The organism is Helicobacter sp. NHP22-001 (genome assembly GCF_030270165.1).
In the GTDB taxonomy this organism is placed as follows: Bacteria; Campylobacterota; Campylobacteria; order Campylobacterales; family Helicobacteraceae; genus Helicobacter; species Helicobacter gastrofelis.
Window position 1 is genome coordinate 77,872 of sequence record NZ_BSWS01000002.1, and the last position, 19,656, is coordinate 97,527.

At 48.9% G+C, this 19,656-nt stretch carries 21 protein-coding genes; 6 read left to right on the plus strand and 15 right to left on the minus strand.

The features are described from left to right. Positions 1–60: 60 nt before the first annotated feature. Genes QSJ47_RS03225 through QSJ47_RS03270 form a run of 10 tightly spaced genes read right to left on the minus strand, consistent with a single transcriptional unit; the run spans position 61 to position 7,939 of the window. Entirely contained in the window at positions 61–429 is a 369-nt protein-coding gene (locus QSJ47_RS03225; protein WP_221271112.1) for a YkgJ family cysteine cluster protein, read from the minus strand. Then, positions 429–950: a hypothetical protein gene (locus QSJ47_RS03230; RefSeq protein WP_221271113.1), complete on the minus strand. Its 522-nt coding sequence runs from the start codon at positions 948–950 to the stop codon at positions 429–431. Before QSJ47_RS03230 ends, QSJ47_RS03225 begins: the two co-directional genes overlap by 1 nt. Before the next feature lie 47 nt (positions 951–997). After that, entirely contained in the window at positions 998–1,525 is a 528-nt protein-coding gene (locus tag QSJ47_RS03235) for a PilN family protein (RefSeq protein ID WP_285602412.1), read from the minus strand. Beyond that, on the minus strand, positions 1,509–2,519 hold the full coding sequence (locus tag QSJ47_RS03240; RefSeq protein ID WP_285602413.1) for a DUF8569 domain-containing protein: 1,011 nt from the start codon (positions 2,517–2,519) through the stop codon (positions 1,509–1,511). Before QSJ47_RS03240 ends, QSJ47_RS03235 begins: the two co-directional genes overlap by 17 nt. Continuing rightward, positions 2,519–3,142: a lysophospholipid acyltransferase family protein gene (locus tag QSJ47_RS03245; protein WP_430886773.1), complete on the minus strand. Its 624-nt coding sequence runs from the start codon at positions 3,140–3,142 to the stop codon at positions 2,519–2,521. Before QSJ47_RS03245 ends, QSJ47_RS03240 begins: the two co-directional genes overlap by 1 nt. A gap of 2 nt (positions 3,143–3,144) precedes the next feature. After that, positions 3,145–4,431 (minus strand): tRNA (N6-isopentenyl adenosine(37)-C2)-methylthiotransferase MiaB, encoded by a 1,287-nt coding sequence (miaB, locus tag QSJ47_RS03250; RefSeq protein WP_285602414.1) that lies wholly within the window; start codon positions 4,429–4,431, stop codon positions 3,145–3,147. Between the two features lie 8 nt (positions 4,432–4,439). After that, positions 4,440–4,682 (minus strand): HP0268 family nuclease, encoded by a 243-nt coding sequence (locus tag QSJ47_RS03255; RefSeq protein ID WP_285602415.1) that lies wholly within the window; start codon positions 4,680–4,682, stop codon positions 4,440–4,442. A 34-nt stretch (positions 4,683–4,716) separates the two neighbouring features. After that, positions 4,717–5,961 carry an aminofutalosine deaminase family hydrolase gene (gene mqnF, locus QSJ47_RS03260; protein ID WP_285602416.1) on the minus strand — a complete coding sequence of 415 codons (1,245 nt, stop codon included), beginning with the start codon at positions 5,959–5,961 and terminating at the stop codon, positions 4,717–4,719. Next, positions 5,951–7,198 (minus strand): amidohydrolase family protein, encoded by a 1,248-nt coding sequence (locus QSJ47_RS03265; RefSeq protein WP_285602417.1) that lies wholly within the window; start codon positions 7,196–7,198, stop codon positions 5,951–5,953. Before QSJ47_RS03265 ends, mqnF begins: the two co-directional genes overlap by 11 nt. A gap of 9 nt (positions 7,199–7,207) precedes the next feature. After that, positions 7,208–7,939 carry a cytochrome c biogenesis protein CcdA gene (locus tag QSJ47_RS03270; protein ID WP_221271120.1) on the minus strand — a complete coding sequence of 244 codons (732 nt, stop codon included), beginning with the start codon at positions 7,937–7,939 and terminating at the stop codon, positions 7,208–7,210. 81 nt (positions 7,940–8,020) lie between these two features. On the opposite strand from QSJ47_RS03270, the gene QSJ47_RS03275 reads away from it, so the two are divergent. The 6 genes from QSJ47_RS03275 (at position 8,021) to QSJ47_RS03300 (ending at position 13,193) form a co-directional block, all read left to right on the plus strand. After that, on the plus strand, positions 8,021–9,418 hold the full coding sequence (locus tag QSJ47_RS03275; protein WP_285602418.1) for a DEAD/DEAH box helicase: 1,398 nt from the start codon (positions 8,021–8,023) through the stop codon (positions 9,416–9,418). Positions 9,419–9,443: 25 nt separating this feature from the next. Then, complete coding sequence (locus QSJ47_RS03280) at positions 9,444–10,349, plus strand: branched-chain amino acid transaminase (RefSeq protein WP_285602419.1); 906 nt, start codon at positions 9,444–9,446, stop codon at positions 10,347–10,349. 9 nt (positions 10,350–10,358) lie between these two features. Then, positions 10,359–11,459: a prohibitin family protein gene (locus QSJ47_RS03285; RefSeq protein WP_285602420.1), complete on the plus strand. Its 1,101-nt coding sequence runs from the start codon at positions 10,359–10,361 to the stop codon at positions 11,457–11,459. Beyond that, complete coding sequence (locus tag QSJ47_RS03290; protein WP_197271400.1) at positions 11,456–11,992, plus strand: DUF2393 family protein; 537 nt, start codon at positions 11,456–11,458, stop codon at positions 11,990–11,992. The genes QSJ47_RS03285 and QSJ47_RS03290 overlap by 4 nt, the downstream gene beginning before the upstream one ends. 70 nt (positions 11,993–12,062) lie before the next feature. After that, positions 12,063–12,554: a flavodoxin gene (locus QSJ47_RS03295; protein WP_221271124.1), complete on the plus strand. Its 492-nt coding sequence runs from the start codon at positions 12,063–12,065 to the stop codon at positions 12,552–12,554. Positions 12,555–12,629: 75 nt separating this feature from the next. Next, the gene (locus tag QSJ47_RS03300) at positions 12,630–13,193 is read left to right on the plus strand and encodes a hypothetical protein (RefSeq protein ID WP_221271125.1); all 564 of its coding nucleotides are present in this window, start codon (positions 12,630–12,632) and stop codon (positions 13,191–13,193) included. 1 nt (position 13,194) lies between these two features. Here QSJ47_RS03300 and QSJ47_RS03305 read toward each other — a convergent pair whose 3' ends face one another. The 5 genes from QSJ47_RS03305 to napA all read right to left on the minus strand — a co-directional run bounded on the left by QSJ47_RS03305 (position 13,195) and on the right by napA (position 19,600). Further along, complete coding sequence (locus tag QSJ47_RS03305) at positions 13,195–14,796, minus strand: CitMHS family transporter (RefSeq protein WP_260321518.1); 1,602 nt, start codon at positions 14,794–14,796, stop codon at positions 13,195–13,197. Between the two features lie 29 nt (positions 14,797–14,825). Further along, entirely contained in the window at positions 14,826–15,620 is a 795-nt protein-coding gene (gene napH / locus QSJ47_RS03310) for a quinol dehydrogenase ferredoxin subunit NapH (protein ID WP_221271126.1), read from the minus strand. Next, entirely contained in the window at positions 15,620–16,375 is a 756-nt protein-coding gene (gene napG / locus QSJ47_RS03315; RefSeq protein ID WP_260321519.1) for a ferredoxin-type protein NapG, read from the minus strand. The genes napH and napG overlap by 1 nt, the downstream gene beginning before the upstream one ends. A 5-nt stretch (positions 16,376–16,380) precedes the next feature. Further along, a complete protein-coding gene (locus QSJ47_RS03320) occupies positions 16,381–16,689 on the minus strand; it encodes a DUF1104 domain-containing protein (protein WP_260321520.1) in 309 nt (102 codons plus the stop codon). An 88-nt stretch (positions 16,690–16,777) separates the two neighbouring features. Beyond that, positions 16,778–19,600, minus strand: coding sequence for a periplasmic nitrate reductase subunit alpha (gene napA, locus QSJ47_RS03325; RefSeq protein WP_285602421.1), 2,823 nt, complete (start codon positions 19,598–19,600; stop codon positions 16,778–16,780). Positions 19,601–19,656: the final 56 nt, after the last annotated feature.

Consider the following 19,656-nt stretch of genomic DNA (forward strand, 5'->3'; position numbering starts at 1 on the left):
CCTCGAAACCTCGCTTATGTGTAAAATTTGCACCGGAGTATACCGCATAAAAAACATGTTTTAGTTAACTTTGACCCCTGGGCAAAGGGCGCACAATTTTCTCATCTCTTTTACATCCTTGAAACACTCCCAAAATGGGAAAGTCTTGCATTGTTTGGGGCGCACGGGGTAGATTTGACAAAGCTTTGTGTTTTCATCCAAAAATATGCACGCATAGCCCTCTTTAGGGTTGCTAGCGGGCTTTTCTAGCAGGCTGTAGGCATAGCCCACTTTTTTGACATATTTAAGGGTGAAACTCTCAAAAGGTAAATTTAAAAATGTGCTGATGGCTTGCATTTCTACCGGCTTGAGAAAAACATAACCTTTCTGCCCTAAACAGCATTTTGCCCCACATGTGGCGCAAGCTTTGGGGTTAAAAGTAAAATCCATTAAGGCTCAACAGCTTTGTAAGCGACACGCATGCCAAAGTCTAAAGCAAGGGCATGTTCACTCTTGGCAATGGTGATGGGAAATTCAATCTCCATATGCGCACTAAAGCCCACTAAACCATCAAAAAAGGCGTAAAAATCATCCAAATTGCGTGCGTGGGCGCTCACCCGCAATTCCTCGTAGATGCAATGGTTTATGAGGTCGATCCTACGATTTTTTTTTCGGATTTGAATGTGGGTGAAGTGCTTGTGTAGTAGAGTGTTTAGATGATTGTTTAACACGGCATAGTTGGGGTGCTTGAGCAAACGACTATTTTTTTGTTTTATGGTGCGGTAGACCTGCAAGGCGTTGACAAAATTTTGGCGCTGGTAGGCAACAATCATGGCTTGCTGGCGGGCATCGGCATCTTGAGATTGGTAACCGATCATCTTTGGGTAGAGCCACAGACTCACACTCACCACCCCCACCACCACAAAAACTATGAAAAAGACGAAGTTCTTAACCAAGCGTTCAAAGGCCAAATCCTCAGCGTAGCGGGTAGCGTAGAGTTGTTCGAGATTTTGCTCTGTCAGTCGCTCGCCTTTTCAATGTAGGGTAAAACAGAGGAATTTATGGAAACAAAGCTAAACCACCCATTACTGAGAGGGTAAAACTTGACATTGCTATTTTCAAAGATCAAGTTGAGCCTTTGTTGGATTGTGCGCTTAAAAACCTCTTTGGAGGGGACAACACCCTTAAGAACCAAGCTGGAATAATCGATGGTGATAGAATTGATGGTGATAGAGTCGGGGATTATCTCTAAAATCCCCCTAATGGAGTCTTTGGTACCAGTTATGTGGGAGGCTTGACTTTGCGCACTTTTTAAAGCTTGTCTTGTATGTTCGATGCGTTCTTGGACATAGTGGATCTCATGGCTATAAATACGGCCCTGCACTTGAGATATTTCTGTCCTGCTTTTGGTGATCTCAATGTATTTTTGCAAAAGATAAGTTAGGCCATATACAACCCCCATAGAGAGCAGAATATAAAACAGCCAAATCTTGGCGAGCAGATCCAACATGTGTTTGGGGAAAGGTTTACTATAGCTGAACTTCATTGTATTGTTCTTTTTTGGCTAAAATTCCCATCTGTTCGACTAAAGACATAGGGATGTGGACAACTTCTAGCATGAGCTCGTCTTTTAGCGCATCGATGAGTTGGTAAGAAATTTCATAGGTGTGCAACACCCACACCTTTTGGACAAAATCCTCAACACGGTAGTTTGGGTTTTCGTAGGCTGTCTTGATCGACTCCTCTAAATACTTGATAATATCGGAAGCGTGGAACATGTTATCCACTAAGGCTTTGGGGTCTTGATTAGACTTTTCTTCAGGTGGAGGGGACTCAAAATTAAAATCCATTTGCATCAGGTTAGCCTCAATAGACTTTAAAAAAGATTGCAAAACATGCTCTTCGTGTTCATAGCCAACTTGATCTTCTTGCATTTGTACCCCATAATCCGCCTCGATCACTCCTAGGGGGTAGAATTTGCTGTAACAAATGCTCTTGCAGTTGTTCACCATCACAAACAAACGAGAGTGTTCTAAGAGTGCATAAACGGCCACTTTCTCTTCTAACATGGGTTTGATGAAGCTATACATAAGAAGAAAAGGTGAAAAAATGTAGTCGACCTTGAAGGCGAAGGAAAAGGTTTTACGGTCGCTTTCTAAAGATTGCTTGGGGATATAAAAGCAGTAATCATCGACTTCTAGGACAACTAAGTCCTTTCTGCGCAACCCCTGTGGGATGTGTTGCTCCAACTCAGATTTTTTACACATCCCTTGATCTGTGCTTTTAGACATCCCACAGATATAAGAAAAAGGGTAGACGCTAGTAAAATCGCGGGTATCCTTTACTGCCTTGATAGGGATCATGCCATCTTTCACGGGGTAGGCTTTGTTGACAATTTCGCGTGTCTTTCTCCATTTTAACCTTTCTGCCCGCCCGAGTAAAACCTCATGGTCTAAATTAAAACAGATAAAAACATCGGAGAAAAGCAAGGAGCGCACGCTGTCATGAAAGACGGTTTTAAAAAAGCTAAAAACCCCCATTACACCGCCTCCATGCGCTGCTTCAGCAACGCTTTAGCCTCTTGTAAATCCATGTTCTTAGGGATGAACAAGGGGGAGAACATGTAGTAATTGATTTTAGAAAAGGGTTTAGGCAACTTAAAGCGATCCCAAGTGTTGAGCGTGAAAGCGTTGCTAAAAACCACGCGGCACACCACCACCCCCACCCCCGTTTTTTGTGCCAACGCCACCACCCCATCGGCAACGCTATGCCTTGGTCCCTTGGGACCATCGGGGGTGATGCCAATATCCTCCCCACCCTTGAGCCTTTTGATCGCCTCAATGAGCGCGCCCACCCCGCCCTTTTTGCTAGAGCCTCTAATGGCTTGAAAGCCAAAGCACTCAAAGAGTTTTGCCGCTAGCCCGCCGTCAAAATGCTGGCTGGCGATCACTGATAAATTTGCTTTAGGCTTGATGCGCAAATAGGCAAAGGGCAACATCGCCATCTCCCCATGCCAGCAGCTAGCGATGAAAGTTTGTTTTTGCAACCCCTCGGCTAAAAAAAAGCGGTTTTTACAAGTCTTAAACAAAATCCGCAAAACCCAATAGAGCAACACGGGTAAAGCGCGTAAAACAAAGCCGTTTCGTAAGCGTTTCAACAACACACTTAAGCGATCCTCCCCTTTAAACTCCCCTTGTGGTGCGCCACCACTTTAACCGCCACAAAATCCCCCACGCCAGCCCCGCCAGCCTCAAAGCTAAGTAGCCGCCCGTTACCACTGCGCCCCTCAGCCACACCCTCGGCGATTTTCTCGATCAAAACCTCGTGGGTTTTGCCAAGCTCGGCTCTAGCCTTTTGCTCTAAAATCTCTTTGTGGCGGCTTTGTAGCCGTTCTAAATGCGCGCTTGCTTCCTCTTTGGGGACTTTATTCTCCCATGTGTAAGAAGGCGTGAGCGGACGGGGGGAGTAAATAAAACTATAGAGTGTGTCAAAGCGCACCTGCTCTAAAATATCTAAAGTGTCCGTAAAGTCCTTAGGCGTTTCGCCAGGAAAGCCCACGATGATGTCCGTGCTAATGCCCACTTCAGGCACGAGGGTTTTTAAACGGGTGATGCGATCTAAATACCATTCTCTGCTATATCCCCTTTTCATGGCTTTTAAAATGGCATTAGAGCCGCTCTGCAGGGGGATATGAATACTTTTACACACCTTGGGGTTAGCGGCAAAATGCTCTAAAAAAGCGTTGTCCATATGCAAGGGGTGGGGAGATGTAAAGCGGATGCGTTTAAGCCCGCTAATTTGGCTTAAGTTTTCTAGTAAAGTGGTGAAATTTACCTTTGGGTGTGCGGTGCTAAAGCGCACGCCGTAGTTATTGACATTTTGCCCTAAAAGCAAAATCTCTTTCACCCCAGCTTGTGCTAATTTGTCCGCCTCTTTTAAGAGCAAATCCATAGGGATAGAAATCTCTTTGCCCCTTGTGTGGGGGACAATGCAATAGGTGCAATGCTTGTCGCACCCGATAGAAATGTTTAAAAGGGCTTTAACGCTGCTTGGGGCTTGGCTGGCAAACACATAAGTGCTGTCGTCATGGTCTAAATCGATGGCAACTGCTTTATCCTGCTTGATGATTTGGCTGATTTTAGACACATTGCGCGCGCCCAAAACAAAATTGACGCTCGGGGCTTTTTTTAGGATTTCTGCGCCCATATGGCTTGCCGTGCAACCACACACGCCGATCTTCGCCCCCGGCTTTTTAATCTTAGCAAACTGCCCGATCTCAGAGAACAACTTTCTCTCTGGCTTCTCACGCACGCTACAAGTGTTGATTAAAATCAAATCCGCCTCGCTAGGCTCGCTTGTGGGGGTGTAGCCCACCTTGCCAAGTTCGCCCACCATATGCTCGCTGTCACGGCTATTCATCGCACAACCCATCGTTTCAATGTAAAGTTTCACAAACCGCCCTAAATGATGTGCATTTGGTAGATGAAGTCCTTTTCATCCGAGCTTACTTGCACTTGCGACAAATGCACCCGACAATTCTTTTTTTCCAAAAACGCCACCGTGGCCAACATATCCTTATGGGGATTTGTGGGGGCAAAGTAAAAAATATGCTCGTTCTTTAGGTATTTTTGGTGCAATTCTTCTAAACTCAAGCTAGGGGTTTTGCTCTGTTTGCGATCCATTTTCGCCAAGCGCAGTTCCATTAAGACCTCCCATGAAATAGCCTTGAAGTTTAGCCTACCTTGCCTTAAAACCCCTTTTAGAGCCCCACACCCACTCCCCGCCGATGTATAGACTCTGCGCCCTTCTTGCCTGCAAGAGCCAATGCAACACCCCTTGTAAGTTGGGCTGAGAGTTAAAACCAAAGAGGGCAAAATCCGCTAAAAAGCCCGCTTGCAAACTCCCCCCTTGTAGGCCCAAAGCGTGGCTGGCGCGTAGGGTCGCCCCGAGCAAAATTTGGGGTAGGGCCTCTAAAAGGGGAACATTCAAGGCAAAAAGGGCGATGCGCAGTTCCTCTAAAAGTAGGGTGTTGGCATTAGAGCTTGCGCCATCTGTGGCTAGGGCGATCTTCACACCCGCCTTATTTACCTGCTTAAAATCCAAGAGTTTACCGCTTAACAGGCGGTTAGAGCGCGGGCAAGAAATGAGCGTGGGGTGCGCACTCTCTTTGACGTGCTGTAAATGCACCTTTGTGGCAAACATGGCATGCACTAAAAGCAACTTTTGCCCTTGAAATAGGTCTAAAAACTCTAAAGGGCTTACATAGTGTGGGGCACTTAGCCCGTGTTTGGCGTAAAAATCCTTGAAATATCCCCCCCGCCCCTCTAAAAAGTCCAACTCCGCCTTAGACTCCAAAAAATGCGTGGAGACCACGGGGCTTTTGTAGGTACTTAAAACCTGCTTGGCTAAGTCTTTATGCACTGAATAGGGGGCGTGGATGGCAATGGCGGGGGTGAATTTCGCACTTTGACATTCAAGGCTTAGAGCGTGGCGCTTACTAAACGCCTCAAAAGCGGGGGTGATATCGGCGTTTGCCCCGATGAGCTCATCAAAGAACACCACCCGTAAGGGGCTCTCTTTTAAGATAGGGCGATCCAAACCATAACTGCTGATCGCCCCTACACTCGCCACGCCTTGCATGAGTTGCTCGCACACCGCTTTTTGCATATGCGCTGTGGCTTTTTTGAGCACTTGGCTTCTGTTGGACATGACTGAGCTAAGCCACCCCTCAAAGCTCCCATAGCTAAAATTATTTTTCTGCCCCGCAAACTCAAAATGGATATGCGGGTTTGCCAAAGCGGGCATTAAAAGGGCGTTTTTATAAAAATGGGCTTTTGCGCTTGGGTGCTTGGTGCAAAGTTTAGCGTAATCGCCCACTTCTAAAATGCGCCCCCCCTCAAACAACACCCCCCCATTAGGCAGAATATCAAAGCTCGGGTTACACACAAGCGCGCACTTCGCTCCCAAAATTTTAAGCCCCATAGACAATATCTTCCCCTTGCAATACCAAGCGCACAACCCCTTTTAAACTCTCTTTATAGTAGGGGCTGTGCTGGTTTTGCACCACCTCCTCCCCCCCAAGGTCCACGAGCATCAAGCGCGCCTCTTTGCCCTCTTGCACCGCACCGCAATTTAACCGCAAGAATTTAGCCGGCGTGCTTGCCATGAGCTCTATGAGCCTTTCAAGGCTCACTAGGCCCGTTTGGACTAAATACGTGTAGGCGAGACTAAAGCTGCTTTCAATGCAATGCATGCCAAAAGGGGCTTCTTCAAAGATGTCTTGCGCTTTGGGGGGACGGGTGTAGTGTAGGCTTGTTAGCATGTCAATTTGCCCCCCTTTTAGGGCTTTGTGTAGAGCTTTTTGCTTCTCTTTGCTTTGCAGGGGGGGCAGGATTTTAAAGCGGGGCTCGTAGGTTCTATAAACGCTCTCGGTGAGGATGAGGTGGTGTAGAGGGGTTTGCACGAATAGGGGCGCGCCTAGAGATTTTAAGCTTGCGGCGATGTTTAACGCGTCCATTTCCACCACGCTATCTAGCATGGTGTCTCTTTGGATATGCAGCGCCATGCTGGCGTATTTGCCCACCTCTTTAATTTGGATGAGCGGGCTCACACTGGGCAGCCCGAGTTTGTAGGCTAGGGGGGTGCTGTCTGCGATGCCTAGAGTGGGGCGGCCCTCATAGCCGCGCACACCGCACACCAGGGGCAAGTTCAACATTTTGGCATAATCTAGGGCGGGCAAGAGCTTCTGCCCCTCTAGGTTGTAAATGTAAAGGCAGGCAGGGCTAGATAAACTGCTTACAATCTTAGATAAATTTTGTAGGCGTTGTTTGGCGTTTAAGGGGTGCAAACAAATGGGGTCTTTGGCTTTTTGCGCCTCTTTGGCGGTGGTGTTTTCTAAATTGTCCTCTGCCTCTTTAAAGTCCAAAGGCTGCATTTCTGGCTCGTGTAAAGAGTAAAGGGGCTCTAAATCAATCCCCATGAGCGTGCCCACCCCCCCTTTAAAGGCTTGGGCTTTTAGGGCGGCGTAGGTGGTGGCTTGCAGGTTATGCAAGAACACGCCCAAATCCACAAGGCTAGGCAAAAGTGTAAGCCCCTTGCCCTCTAAAACCTTTTCGCCCTCTGTGGGGCATAGGGATGGGGCGATTTGGACGATGTGTGCGCCTAAAATGCGCACATCCACGCCCGCACCGCCCATAAGCTTGATATTTTTGAGTAACAAAAGACCTCCTTAAAGTTGCAGTAAAAACGCCCCCAAGCGATCCATTTGTCCGCTTAAGATCAAAACACCCATGCCCACTAAGAGCAACCCTGAGAAAACCTCCACCGCCCGGCTGTAAGTGCGCATTTTTTTGAGCACTCCCCACACTTGGTTAAGCAACAGCGCCACCACCAAAAAGGGCAGCCCAAAACCCAGCACAAACACGCCCAAAAGCGCCATGCCATAGGCGTGCTCCGCCCCACTAAGTAGGACGATGCTTGTAAAGATAGGGCCGATGCAAGGAGTCCAACCTAGAGCAAAACTCACGCCCAAAATGAAGGGGATGAGGCTGTTTAAAAAAGGATTCTTAAACTCTAGGCGCACTTCTAGGGTTTTGCTTTTGTAAAGCCATTTAATAGGCAAGACCCCCAAAAAGTGTAAGCCAAAGACCACCACCACCAAGCCCGCCACCACCCGCACCCAAGGGGCGTTTAAATAAGCGTGCATGATCCTTGCCATAGACACCCCGATGAGCCAAAAGACCAAACCAAAGCCCAGCACGAACAAGCTAGCCTTAGCCAAAACCGCCCAACGCGGGGCGTTGCCACTTTTTAATTCCTCTAAAGAAGTTTGCGAGATGTAGGACAAGTAGGCGGGGATTAGGGGCAAAACGCAGGGACTTAAAAACGCCAAAATGCCCGCCAAAAATGAAGCAATCAAGGGTGTTTTGTCAAAGAGCGTCAAAAGGTTGTCCTCGAACATCTACCTATCCTAAGTTTTTTGCTATAATACCGCACAATTATAGTACACCTAGCATTTAGATTTAAGGACATTAAGCCACCGATGCAAACCCCCATTGAAGAAACCACCCAGCCCACGAAGTCTTTTAAAGATTTGGGCTTAAACTCCAAGATTTTAAAATCTATCGCCGAAGTGGGCTTCACCCAGCCTAGCCCCATACAAGAAAAGGCGATCCCTTTAGTGCTTGCAGGCAAGGATGTGATCGCCCAAGCCCAAACCGGCACGGGCAAAACCGCCGCCTTCGCCCTACCCATTATCCAAAACTTGCAGAACAATAAAAGCGTAGAAGCTTTGGTGATCACGCCCACTAGAGAGCTGGCGATGCAAGTGAGCGATGAGATTTTTAAACTCGGCAAAAGCTCACGCACCCGCACGATTTGTGTCTATGGCGGGCAGAGCATCCGCAAACAATGCGAACTTTTGGAGCGCAACCCGCAGGTGATGATCGCCACCCCGGGCAGGCTCTTAGATCACCTAAAAAACAAACGCTTAAAACGCTTTGCACCCAAAGTCGTGGTCTTGGATGAAAGCGATGAAATGCTTGACATGGGCTTTTTGGATGACATTGAAGAGATTTTTGACTATTTGCCCGAAAATGCGCAGATTCTCTTGTTTTCTGCCACCATGCCCCCGCCCATTAAAGAGTTGGCGAATAAAATCTTGCAAAACCCCGTGTCCGTCCACATTGCCCCCACGCATGTAACCAACGCCGACATTGCGCAACGCTTTTATGTGATCAATGAACATGAGCGCAACGAAGCGATCATGCGCTTGTTGGATAAAGAAACCCCCAGCAAAAGCATCATTTTTATGCGGATGAAAAGAGAAGTGGATGAATTGCACCAATTTTTGAGTGCGAAGGGCTATAAGACCACGCCCCTACACGGCGACATGGAGCAAAGGGCGAGGCAAGCTTCTATTAAAGCCTTTAAGTCCAAACAAGCGGATGTCTTGATCGCCACGGATGTGGCGAGTCGGGGGCTAGACATCAGCGATGTAAGCCATGTATTCAACTACCACATGCCCCTAAACACCGAGAGCTACATCCACCGTATCGGGCGCACGGGGCGGGCGGGCAAAAAGGGCGTGGCGATCACACTTGTAACCCCCTTAGAATATAAAGAGTTGCAACGCATGCAAAAGGACATCGGCGCGTCTTTAGAGCTTTACGAAATCCCACACATGGATGAGGATCGCTTGGTCAAAGCCCTTTCAAAGGTGGAAGTGGACGCTGAGGTCGTGAGCTTATACGAGCAACTGACTGAGCAGTTTGAACCCTCTCAGTTGGTGCTCAAGCTCTTAAATTTGCAATTTAAGAGCCACAAGGTAGATTTAGACCATATTTTTACAGAGTCAAAGCCAAGCGAGTCTAAAAAACCCCCAAGAAGTTCGAGACCCCGCAAAAATGGGCGTTTTAAGGACTCCAGACGCAAGTATTAAGAAAATAGAAAAATAGGAAAACATCATGAACCACCCTTTTATTTGGCAAGATGGCAAGCTTGTCCCCTTTGAAAAAGCCACCATCCATGTTCTCAGTTATAGTCTGCACTACGCTAATTTGGTGTTTGAAGGCATCCGCGCCTATAAGGGCAAGGACGGCTTGTTTGTGTTCCGTTTGCACGATCACATGCAACGGCTTTTGGATTCGTGTAAGGCGGTGGGGCTAAAGATCCCCTACTCCATAGAAGAGCTAAACCACGCCACACTAGAAACCTTGCGGGCGAATAAGTGCGATGCCAACACCTACATCCGCCCCTTTGTGTTCATGGGGCTTGGCACACTTGGCATTTGTGCGAGCAACCCCCCCATCCACACTGCCATTGCCACCGTAACTTGGAAAGACAACCAACACGAGGGCATTAAGGTCAAAACCAGCTCTTATAGAAAGCCCAGCGTGCAATCCACGATGAATAAAGCCAAAGCCAGCTCCAACTACCTAAACTCCCAACTCTCTAAGCAAGAAGCCTTAGATTGCGGTTGCGATGAGGGCTTGCTGCTTGATGTCAATGGCTTTGTGGCGGAGGGTTCGGCTGAAAGCTTTTTTATGGTGAAAAAAGACAAACTCATTGTCCCCCCCCTAGATTATTCGCTCGATTCAATCACCCGCCAAACCATCATTGAGCTCGCCGAGCACTTAAACATCCCCATGGTGCACCGCCATGTGGTGCGTGAGGAAATTTACAGCGCCCAAGAAGCCTTCTTTGTGGGCACGGGTATGGAGATTTTACCCATTAAGTCTTTGGACTTTAGACCCATTGGCACGGATAAAAAACCCATCACCAAAGCCCTATTCGACACCTATATGAGGCTTGTTAAGGGTGAAACAACCGGTGATTTGGCAAAATTTGCGCATTATGTCGTTCGGGTCTAAAGGAAGTGTATGCCCATTGATCTCAACGAGCATCTAAAGCGTAAGCAGAGTCCTAACTCTGACAACAATACCCCCAATAATTCTAACAACACCCCCAAGAGCCCCAAACCCCCAACTCTGCCCTCTAATTTCTTGCAATCCAAGCGATTCACAACTTTAATCATTGCGATTGTTGTGTGTGCCCTGCTCTTTTTGGCAAAGCCCTTCATGGTGATCCAATCGGGTGAGATCGGCATTAAGGTTACGGCGGGGCGTTACGACCCGATCCCCTTGCAACCCGGGATACACTTTTTTATCCCCCTAGTGCAGGATATTCTAGTCATAGATACAAGGGTGCGCACGATCAACTTTTCGCGCACCGAGGACATGGGGATTGTGGGGAAAAATCAGGGGATTTTTAGAAACGATGCGATCAATGTGATGGACTCAAGGGGGCTCACCGTCTCCATTGAGCTCACCGTGCAATACCGCCTCAACGCCCAAACCACGCCCCAAACGATCGCCACCTATGGTCTTAGTTGGGAGCAAAAGATCATCAACCCTGTGGTGCGTGATGTCGTGCGCTCTGTGGTGGGACGCTATCCAGCCGAGGACTTGCCTATCAAGCGCAACGAAATCGCTGCTCTCATCAACACAGACATTAATAAGGAGGTGTCTAAACTGCCCAATTCTCCTGTGCAATTAAGTTCTATCCAGCTAAGAGAAATTGTCTTGCCTACCAAGATCAAAGAGCAGATCGAGAAGGTGCAGATCGCCCGCCAAGAATCCGAGCGGGTGAAATACGAGGTGGAAAAGGCCAAACAAGAGGCCCAAAAAGCAGCGGCTCTAGCTAAAGGTGAGGCGGATGCCAATCGTATTAAAGCTCAGGGCGTGGCGGATGCGATCGTGATCGAGGCCAAGGCCAAATCTGCGGCCAACACCAGCATCGCCCAAAGCCTGAGTGAAAAGCTTTTGAGTTTGCGCCAAATTGAAACCCAGGGGCAGTTTGACGAGGCACTGAAAGTGAATAAAAACGCCCAAATCTTTTTGGTCCCCGGCGGTGCCGTGCCCAACATTTGGCTAGACACCAAGAGCCACCAAAAGGCAACAGCCACCACGCACAATAAATGATCGACACGACCACAATTTTATACTCTGTCCTTGCCCATTTAAAGGTCTTTTGGGCAAATGCCAGCCCCTTTGCCTTGGTGGTTTTTGGCATGCATTGTGCGTTTTTCTTGTGTTTTTATATCCCAGGGCTCTTGTTCCGGGGTCTTGTGTCCTCTTTTTTTTATATTTTAGCCACCTTATGTATCCTTGGTACACCCTTTACGGTACGCTATCTGCTTGAAGAGCAGCTTTTTAAAATCCAAACCGACATACGCGAAGCCTTTTCTCTCACCTACACCAATGCTTTTATGGCAAAGGTCCATGTCAAAAATGTCGGACATTTAGCCATCAATCAGTGTATTTTGCGCCTAGATATTCTACACCCATCATACAATAAGTTCCAAGAGTATCTGCACAAATGGGTGTTTGCACACACCTACACCCAAAGTTTTAAGGTACAAATCCCCCCCAAACAAGCTAAGGATTTGGTGATGGACATTGAAAATTACCCCTACAAACAAGCCCCCTTTAAACTCTCTGCAGATTGCTATTGATTGCTTTTTGCATTTTTACCAAAATTCGTTATAATGGGCGGGTTTATTTTTAAAAAACGAAAGGATTAACATGGCAGTTGGTATTTTTTACGGCACAGACAGCGGAAATTCTGAAACAATTAGCGGTAAAATTGCTGAAAAACTAGGTGGGGTGAAAGTATATGATGTGGCCAAAGCGTCTAAAGCAGACTTTGATGGTTGTAGCTCTGTGGTTTTGGTGGCACCCACTGCGGGAGCTGGGGATTTGCAAAGTGACTGGGAGGAGTTTTTAGGTACTTTGAGCGATACGGATTTTGCCAACAAAACCATCGCTCTAGTGGGTCTTGGTGATCAAGACACCTACTCTGAAACCTTTGCTGAGGGCATTTTCCACATCTATGAAAAAGCCAAAGCTGGTAAGGTTGTGGGCTTCACTTCTACAGATGGTTACAATTTCGAGGCTTCTAGGTCTGTAGAGGGTGGTAAATTCGTGGGTCTCGTGCTCGATGAAGACAACCAGGACGATCTCACCGACAGCCGCATCGATGCTTGGATCGGTGAAGTGAAAGGGCAACTCTCGTAATTCTTGCAAGTGGGGGGGATTTATTCACTCTAAAAGCGTATACTACAGTTCCTAAACTTGTTGAAAGGAACTGAAGTGTTTCAAACACGCTTTTTACCCCCGACTTTGCTTTATTTGGTGATTTTAGGTTTCTCGGCTTGCACCAGCACACACAAGAAAGATGTTTTTCTAGCCAATGTGCCCGCTTGGATGCTTGAAGACCGTAGTGCCTTCATCACGCAGGGCATCGATAGTTCGCACATCATAGACGGGCAGATCGCCCGCTCGGAGAAAATCGCTAGGGAGCGGGCGCGCTTTCGAGTCGCCCAGCACATCGGCAAGCAAATTAAAGATGTGTTCAAACAAACCCAAAACGCCAATCAACGCCCCTTTGATGACAATATTTTTAAACAGATTGTCCAAGCCATCGCTGCCAGCCTAGATCAGGGAGTCCAGCTGGGCGAATACATCAACCCCAATAACCAAGAAGTTTTTATTTTGGTGCGCGTGGATGGCTACGATCGGGGCTTACTTGAAAAGAATTTACTCGCCATCAAACCCATCCACACCAACACCATCAAAGCCCTGCAACAAGCAGTCCGCCAAGTCTTTAAGGATGCGATGAACTATGGAGATGTGAAAGTCCCCCAAAGCATGTAGTCTAAAACAACCCCAAGAGTTTGGCAAGGGCGAGCACCACTAAGGAGAGCCCCCAAAGCCAAAAGAAGCTGTAGGCGATGTGCCGCCCCATAGAAAGTTTAGCTAGCCCCAAACCTAGCCATAAGGCGGGCGCAAAGGGGGAGACAAAAGTCCCCACAATCGAACCGATGAGCATTGCATAGCCTGTCGCTTCCCCGCTCACACCATAGGGGGCGGTGATGTGGGCGACTATGGGAAAAAGTGTGAAATAATAGCCATTGGTGTCTAAGAGCAACTCAAAAGGCACGCCAAAAACTCCTGTGATGATGTGTAGGTGTTTAGTCGCAAAGTCGGGTAAGAGCAGGCTTAAATGTTGGGCTAAATCCACAAGCATGCCAGAGCCGCTTAAGATCCCAATATACACCCCGGCGGCAAGCAAGATCACCGCCATAGAGATGGCTTCAGGGGCGTATTCCTTCACCTTTGCCATGCGCTCCTTGGGGTTAGCGTAATTGATTAAAAGCACCGCACACAAGGCCAAGAGAAAGCAAAACTCAGGAGGCAAGATTTTAAGCATCACCGATCCCAAAGCAATCAGGGCGGTTACGACATTGATCCAAAAAAAGCGAGGGTGATCCAATGTCTGCACACCTAAACCCCCCTGCACTTCTAGCCCCGTCTTCATAATGCGCCGCTTTTCTTTAAAGCCTAGAAACACCGCCATGAGCAAAATACACGCAAAGCCAAGCAGCTGCACCTTGATCAAGGGGGTGTAGAGCGCACTCACATCTGTGCCTAGCACGCTGGCGATACGCCCAAGCGGCCCACCCCAAGGGAGCATGTTTGCCACGCCCGCACTGGCGGCTACGAGCAGTAGGAGCAAATAAGGGTTCATGTTTAAGCGTTTATAAATGGGCAAGAGCGGAGGGATCACCACTAAAAAGGTGCTTGCCCCAGAGCCATCCAAGTGGGCGATCATCGCAATGAGGCATGTCCCCACACACACCGCCACTACACTGCCTTGACTGAGTTTAATCAGCGCATTGATGAGCGGATTAAACACCCCCACATCGTTTAAAACCCCAAAAAACAAAATCGCAAAGATGAACATGATCGCGATGTGTGCCACTTTGCCGATGCCCTGTTTGAAGTAGCGCACCAACTCTTGCATATGGTCTTTAAAGGTGTAGAGGGCGTTGTGCTTGGCAAAGAGCGGAGCTAAATTCTCCTCAATGTGTTTGGCATTAGGATAAAGGGCTGCTGCGCCGGCTAGATAAAATTTTTCCACTTGCGCTTTAGAGAGTGGGGGGTAGTCCTTCATTTTGGGCTTGAAACCCAGCGCCACATTGCCCGCTTTTCTAAAGGCGTGGCGCAAATGCCCATCTGGTGGATCAAAACCATTATCTTTAGCAAGGTGCTTTAAAAAGTGCTTTTCATTGGAGTGGCTGAGCATATAAGCGTAATTCTTAGGCACTACAGGCTGAAAGATTAGGGCAGAAGTGAGCCAAAAGCCAAACAATCCGCCTAAAGGCACGAGGGTTAAGGCGACCATTGGCGAGAGTTTATCGGTCAAAAGCAAGGCGATCAACGAAGTGATGATGAGGATGGCAAAAAGGGTTAGCATGGCTTTTATCCTCCAAAGCGATAAAAGCTCTAGCCTAGGTCCTTTTTCTTAAAACTTCCTTTCAAGTCCAAAATGCTAAACCCCAACGCATCGTCCTCGCACACCTCAATGCACCGCCCGCAACGGGTGCACTCCCCCGAATTGACCGACACGCTTTTAAGCCCCACCATCCACAGCACCTGCCGCTCGGGGCAAATTTCCCAACACAGTTCGCACTTGGTGCAACGCATCGCGTCATGCTTGATCTTTAAGAGCGCGTAGCGGCTGGTGAGCGCATAAAACGCCCCCAAGGGGCAGAGTTTGGAGCAAATGATTTTATCACCCAAAAACGCATCCACGCAAAAGAGCAACAACGCCACAATGAGCCACGAGGCCGTGCCTAAAATGATCCCCCTTTGCACCACCCCGATGAAGGACACACTCTCAAAGGCGGGCGTGGCAAGCGCAAAGGAGAGGATTAAGCTTAGAGCTAAGAGGATGTAGCGCAAATTCTTAGGCAAGCCCAAATGCACGCCCCTAAATTGGAGTTTGCGCCGCACCCACGCCGCAAAATCCACGATCATATTCACCGGACACACCCACGCACAAAACGCCCGCCCCAAGAACAAGCCATACACACACAGCACCAAGAGTGCCCCCAAGAGTGCCGTGATCTCAACGTGCAAACTGGCTAAAAACACCTGCAGAGCCGCAAAAGGATCGCTTAGGGGGATCGTGTTGAACAACCTAGACGCGCTCAAATTGCCCTTGAGTATCCAAGTGTTGGCGGCAAAAAGGGCTAAAATACCGCATTGCATGAGCCGCCTTAGCACTAAATAGCGCATTAAAGCCCCTTATTCAGGTAGTCTAGGGGGTTGTCTGTCTTGGGGTTTAGGGTGTTGGGCTTGGCGTCTTTCACCCGCTCTTGATCTTTTGCGTCCCAGCCCTTGACATAGTGGTTGCCCACCTTGCCACTCACAAACGCCACGGGCAAGACCCGAATCGCCGGCTCTTTGGTGATACACGCCCTTTCACACAGCCCACAGCCCACGCACACATCGTTTTGGACCATGGGCAACATATAGGCGTGCTTGCCCGTGCGTTCGTTGTGTTTGTTTTCTAGCTTAATGGCGCGATCGATGAGGGGGCAAACCCGGTAGCACACATCGCAACGAATCCCCCAAAACGCCACGCAAGAGATCGGATCGACCACCGCCACACCCATTTTAAGCGAGCCCACGCCTTGATTTTTCTCTAAGTGCTTCTTGTCTAGTGCGCTTGTGGGGCAGGCTTTGATACAAGGGATGTCGGGACAGAGGTAGCAAGGGACTTTGCGGGCTTCAAAAAAAGGCGTGCCGACCTTGGCGTGATCGAGCAAAGTAGCGAGTTTTAGGGTGTTGTAGGGGCAATCCTTCACACACAGCCCACAGCGGATACATAGGCTCAAAAAACGCTCTTCATCCTCTGCCCCGGGGGGTCTTAGCGCATACGAGTCCTTGCTGTGCTTGGCTTTGAGCATGGCAGCCAAAAACGCCCCCCCACTGCCGCACAGCAAAGCCCCCTTAAGGGCTGTTTGTAAAAACGCCCGTCTTTGCATCAAAACCTTTAATTTGTGTAGGGGAGTTTGCCATCTAGGCGTAACCCCGTGGCGTCAAATTGTGTGCGCGTCATTTTAGCCACCCTAGCCCTAATCGCTTTTTGGATCGCCTCCATGTGGTTTTCAAATTCCTCCATTGTCATGTTGGCGGTGTTTTTGTTCGCCGCTGCAATCACCCTATGGTAAAACTTCTTGCGCTCTGCTAGGCTCAATTTTTTTGCCCGCTTGTATAGCTCCATGTGGTAGTCGGGGACTTTTTCTGCGTCTATTTTGCCCGCCATGCTGATGAGCTCTTGGTCGCTCTCATGGGCGGGCAAAGGGGTTTGGGTCTGCCCACAACCCCACGCACAACCCCGACACAGCCAAAACCGCCAAAGCCCTCTTAAATTTTGTCATCAAGCTCCCTTAAGCTTTGGTGATTTTCACCGCACATTTTTTATAATCCGTTTGTTTAGAAATGGGGCAGGTTGCGTCCAAACAAACCTTGTTGATGAACACATTTTCATCAAACCAAGGCACATAAACCAGCCCTGCGGGTGGCTTGTTGCGCCCACGCATATCCACCCTAGCCTTCACGCTACCCCGACGTGATTCAATCCACACTGCATCACCTTGATTTAGGCCTAGCTTTTTGCCATCCTCTTCATTCATGTAGCACAAAGCCTCGGGCACAGCTCTAAAGAGCTCGGGCACACGCATCGTCATCGTGCCGCTGTGCCAATGCTCCAACACCCGACCCGTAGCCAGCCAAAAGGGATACTCTTTGCTGGGGCGCTCAGGGGCTTTCATGAAAGGTCTAAAGAAAATCTTAGCCTTGTTGGCTAGGCTTTTGGCCTCTGTGCCCTGTGGGCCTCTTAAATCCCCACTCACCAGCTTTTTACCCGCCTTACCATAGAAGGCAAAATCCCCATTGGGGGCGGCTTTTTTGGCGTAAGGGTCGTACTTGGTGTTGAAACGCCAGAGGGTTTCTTTGCCATTGACCACCGGCCATCTTAGCCCCCTTGCTCTGTGGTAGTCGTCAAAATAAGCCAAATCGTGCCCATGCCCTCTGCCGAATTTGCGGTACTCTTCCCACAAGTATTTTTGGATGAAGAAGCCATAACCTTTAAAAGGCTTGCCATCACTGCCGATCACATGGCGTCTATCGCCAAAGACTTCGGAGTTGGGCGCACCCCGACCGATGGGGTCATTGGCTAAAAACTTACGGCTAAAGCGGTTGTCAAAGAGCACATGGTAGAGCGTGTCGTTGTCCTTGTAGCCCATTTTACGCGCCTCAGCCAAGACATTAGGCAAGGTGAGCTTGTCATCGATTTTATGCTCGCCCCAAACTTCTTTGAGCTTGAAGCGTTTGGCAAACTCTAAAATCTGCCAAGTGTCACTCATCGCCGAGCCTACGGGGGTGACTTGTTGTTTCCAGTGTTGTGTGCGGCGTTCGGCATTGCCATACGCCCCCCATTTTTCATAAATCATCGCGGTGGGCAAAATCAAATCCGCCACTTTTGCGCTGATCCCCGGATAACAATCGCTCACCACGATGAAATTATCCATTTCTCGAGCCGCCTTGATCCAGTGGTTGGCATTCGCGGTGTTTTGCCAAGGGTTATTCACCTGCACCCAAATAAACTTCACTTTGCCATCCTCTAAGGCGCGCATCATTGTCAAGAAGGGGTAGCCGGGCTTGGGGTTGATCGTGCCCTTAGGCAAGTGCCAAAGTTTCTCCGCGATTTTGACATGCTCGGGGTTATTCACGACCATGTCTGCGGGCAGGCGGTGGCTAAATGTCCCCACCTCTCTAGCCGTGCCGCATGCACTGGGCTGGCCGGTGAGTGAAAACGCCCCACAGCCCGGCTTAGCCTGTTTGCCGAGCAAGAAATGCACCATGTAGGCTTGTTCATTCACCCAAGAGCCCCGGGTGTGTTGGTTAAAGCCCATCGTCCAAAAGCTCACCACTTTGCGATCTTTCTCAATGTAGAGTTTAGCCAAGTGCTGTAATTTATGCTTAAAGCTCTCCATCGACTCGTTGCGATCGCCCTTAGCGACTCTGGCGACATAGTCTAGGGTGTAGGGCTCTAGGGCTTCTTTAAACTGCGCGAAGGTGATTTGCCAATGCTTGCCCGCTTGTTTTTGGTGCTCCATTTTAAACACCTCGCCCGCTTTCACGCCCAAGTGCTTTAAGGCGATCGCCTCATCTTCATCCAAGGTGATGGCGTTTTGTTTGGCGACGGTGTCCTTTTCGCTCGCTTTAAAGCCGTGGTGGTTGGGATCGGAGCGCATGCCATAGCCAATGTCGGCGTATCCGGTGGCAAAGACAATGTGATCGTCTAAGAATTTTTGATCGATCGCCTCGGGGTGGTTATAGACGATCTCTCTGGCAATGTAATTCCAAATGGCTAAATCCGTGTTTGGCGTGAAGATGATCTCCACATCCGCCACACTGGAGGTGCGGTTAGAAAAAGTGGTGAGATTGACAACCCTGACTTTATCGGGGCTGTTTAATTTGCGATCGCTGACACGGGACCATAAAATGGGGTGCATTTCGGCCATGTTTGCCCCCCAAGTGATGATGGTGTCCGTGGCTTCGATGTCGTCATAGCACCCGCTGGGCTCATCGATCCCAAAGGTTTGCATAAACCCGGCAGCCGCGCTTGCCATGCAGTGGCGAGCGTTGGGGTCGATGTTGTTGCCCCTAAAGCCGGCTTTCATCAATTTAAGGGCGGCATAACCCTCTAGGATCGTGTATTGCCCGCTCCCAAAGACACCTACCCCCGTGGGTCCCATTTCCCTATAATATTTTTTAAACTGCTTTTCCATTTCATCAAAGGCGCGCTTCCAAGACACTTGCTGGAACTTGCCCTTTTTATCAAACTCACCCCTGTCATTGACCCTTAAAAGCGGTTCGACAAGGCGATCCGCCCCGTACATGATCTTGGCGCTGAAGTAGCCTTTAATGCAGTTGAGCCCCTTATTGACGGGGGCTAGTGGATCGCCCTTTGTGGCGACGATTTTATCGCCTTTGGTGGCAACCATGATCCCGCAACCCGTACCGCAAAAGCGGCATACGGCTTTATCCCACTTCCAGCCCTCTTGGGCATGTTCGGCCTTGGCTTGCAAAGCGGGAGGGGTTAAGAGCCCTGCACTGCCCATCGCAGAGGCTAAGGCGGCTGATTTTAAAAACTCTCGGCGGCTCTCATTTTGGGGGGTTACATCTTCTGAGGGATTTGTTGTCATGGACTGTCCTTTATGCTTTTGTGGAGATATTATAGTCAAAATTTATGCGTTTGTAG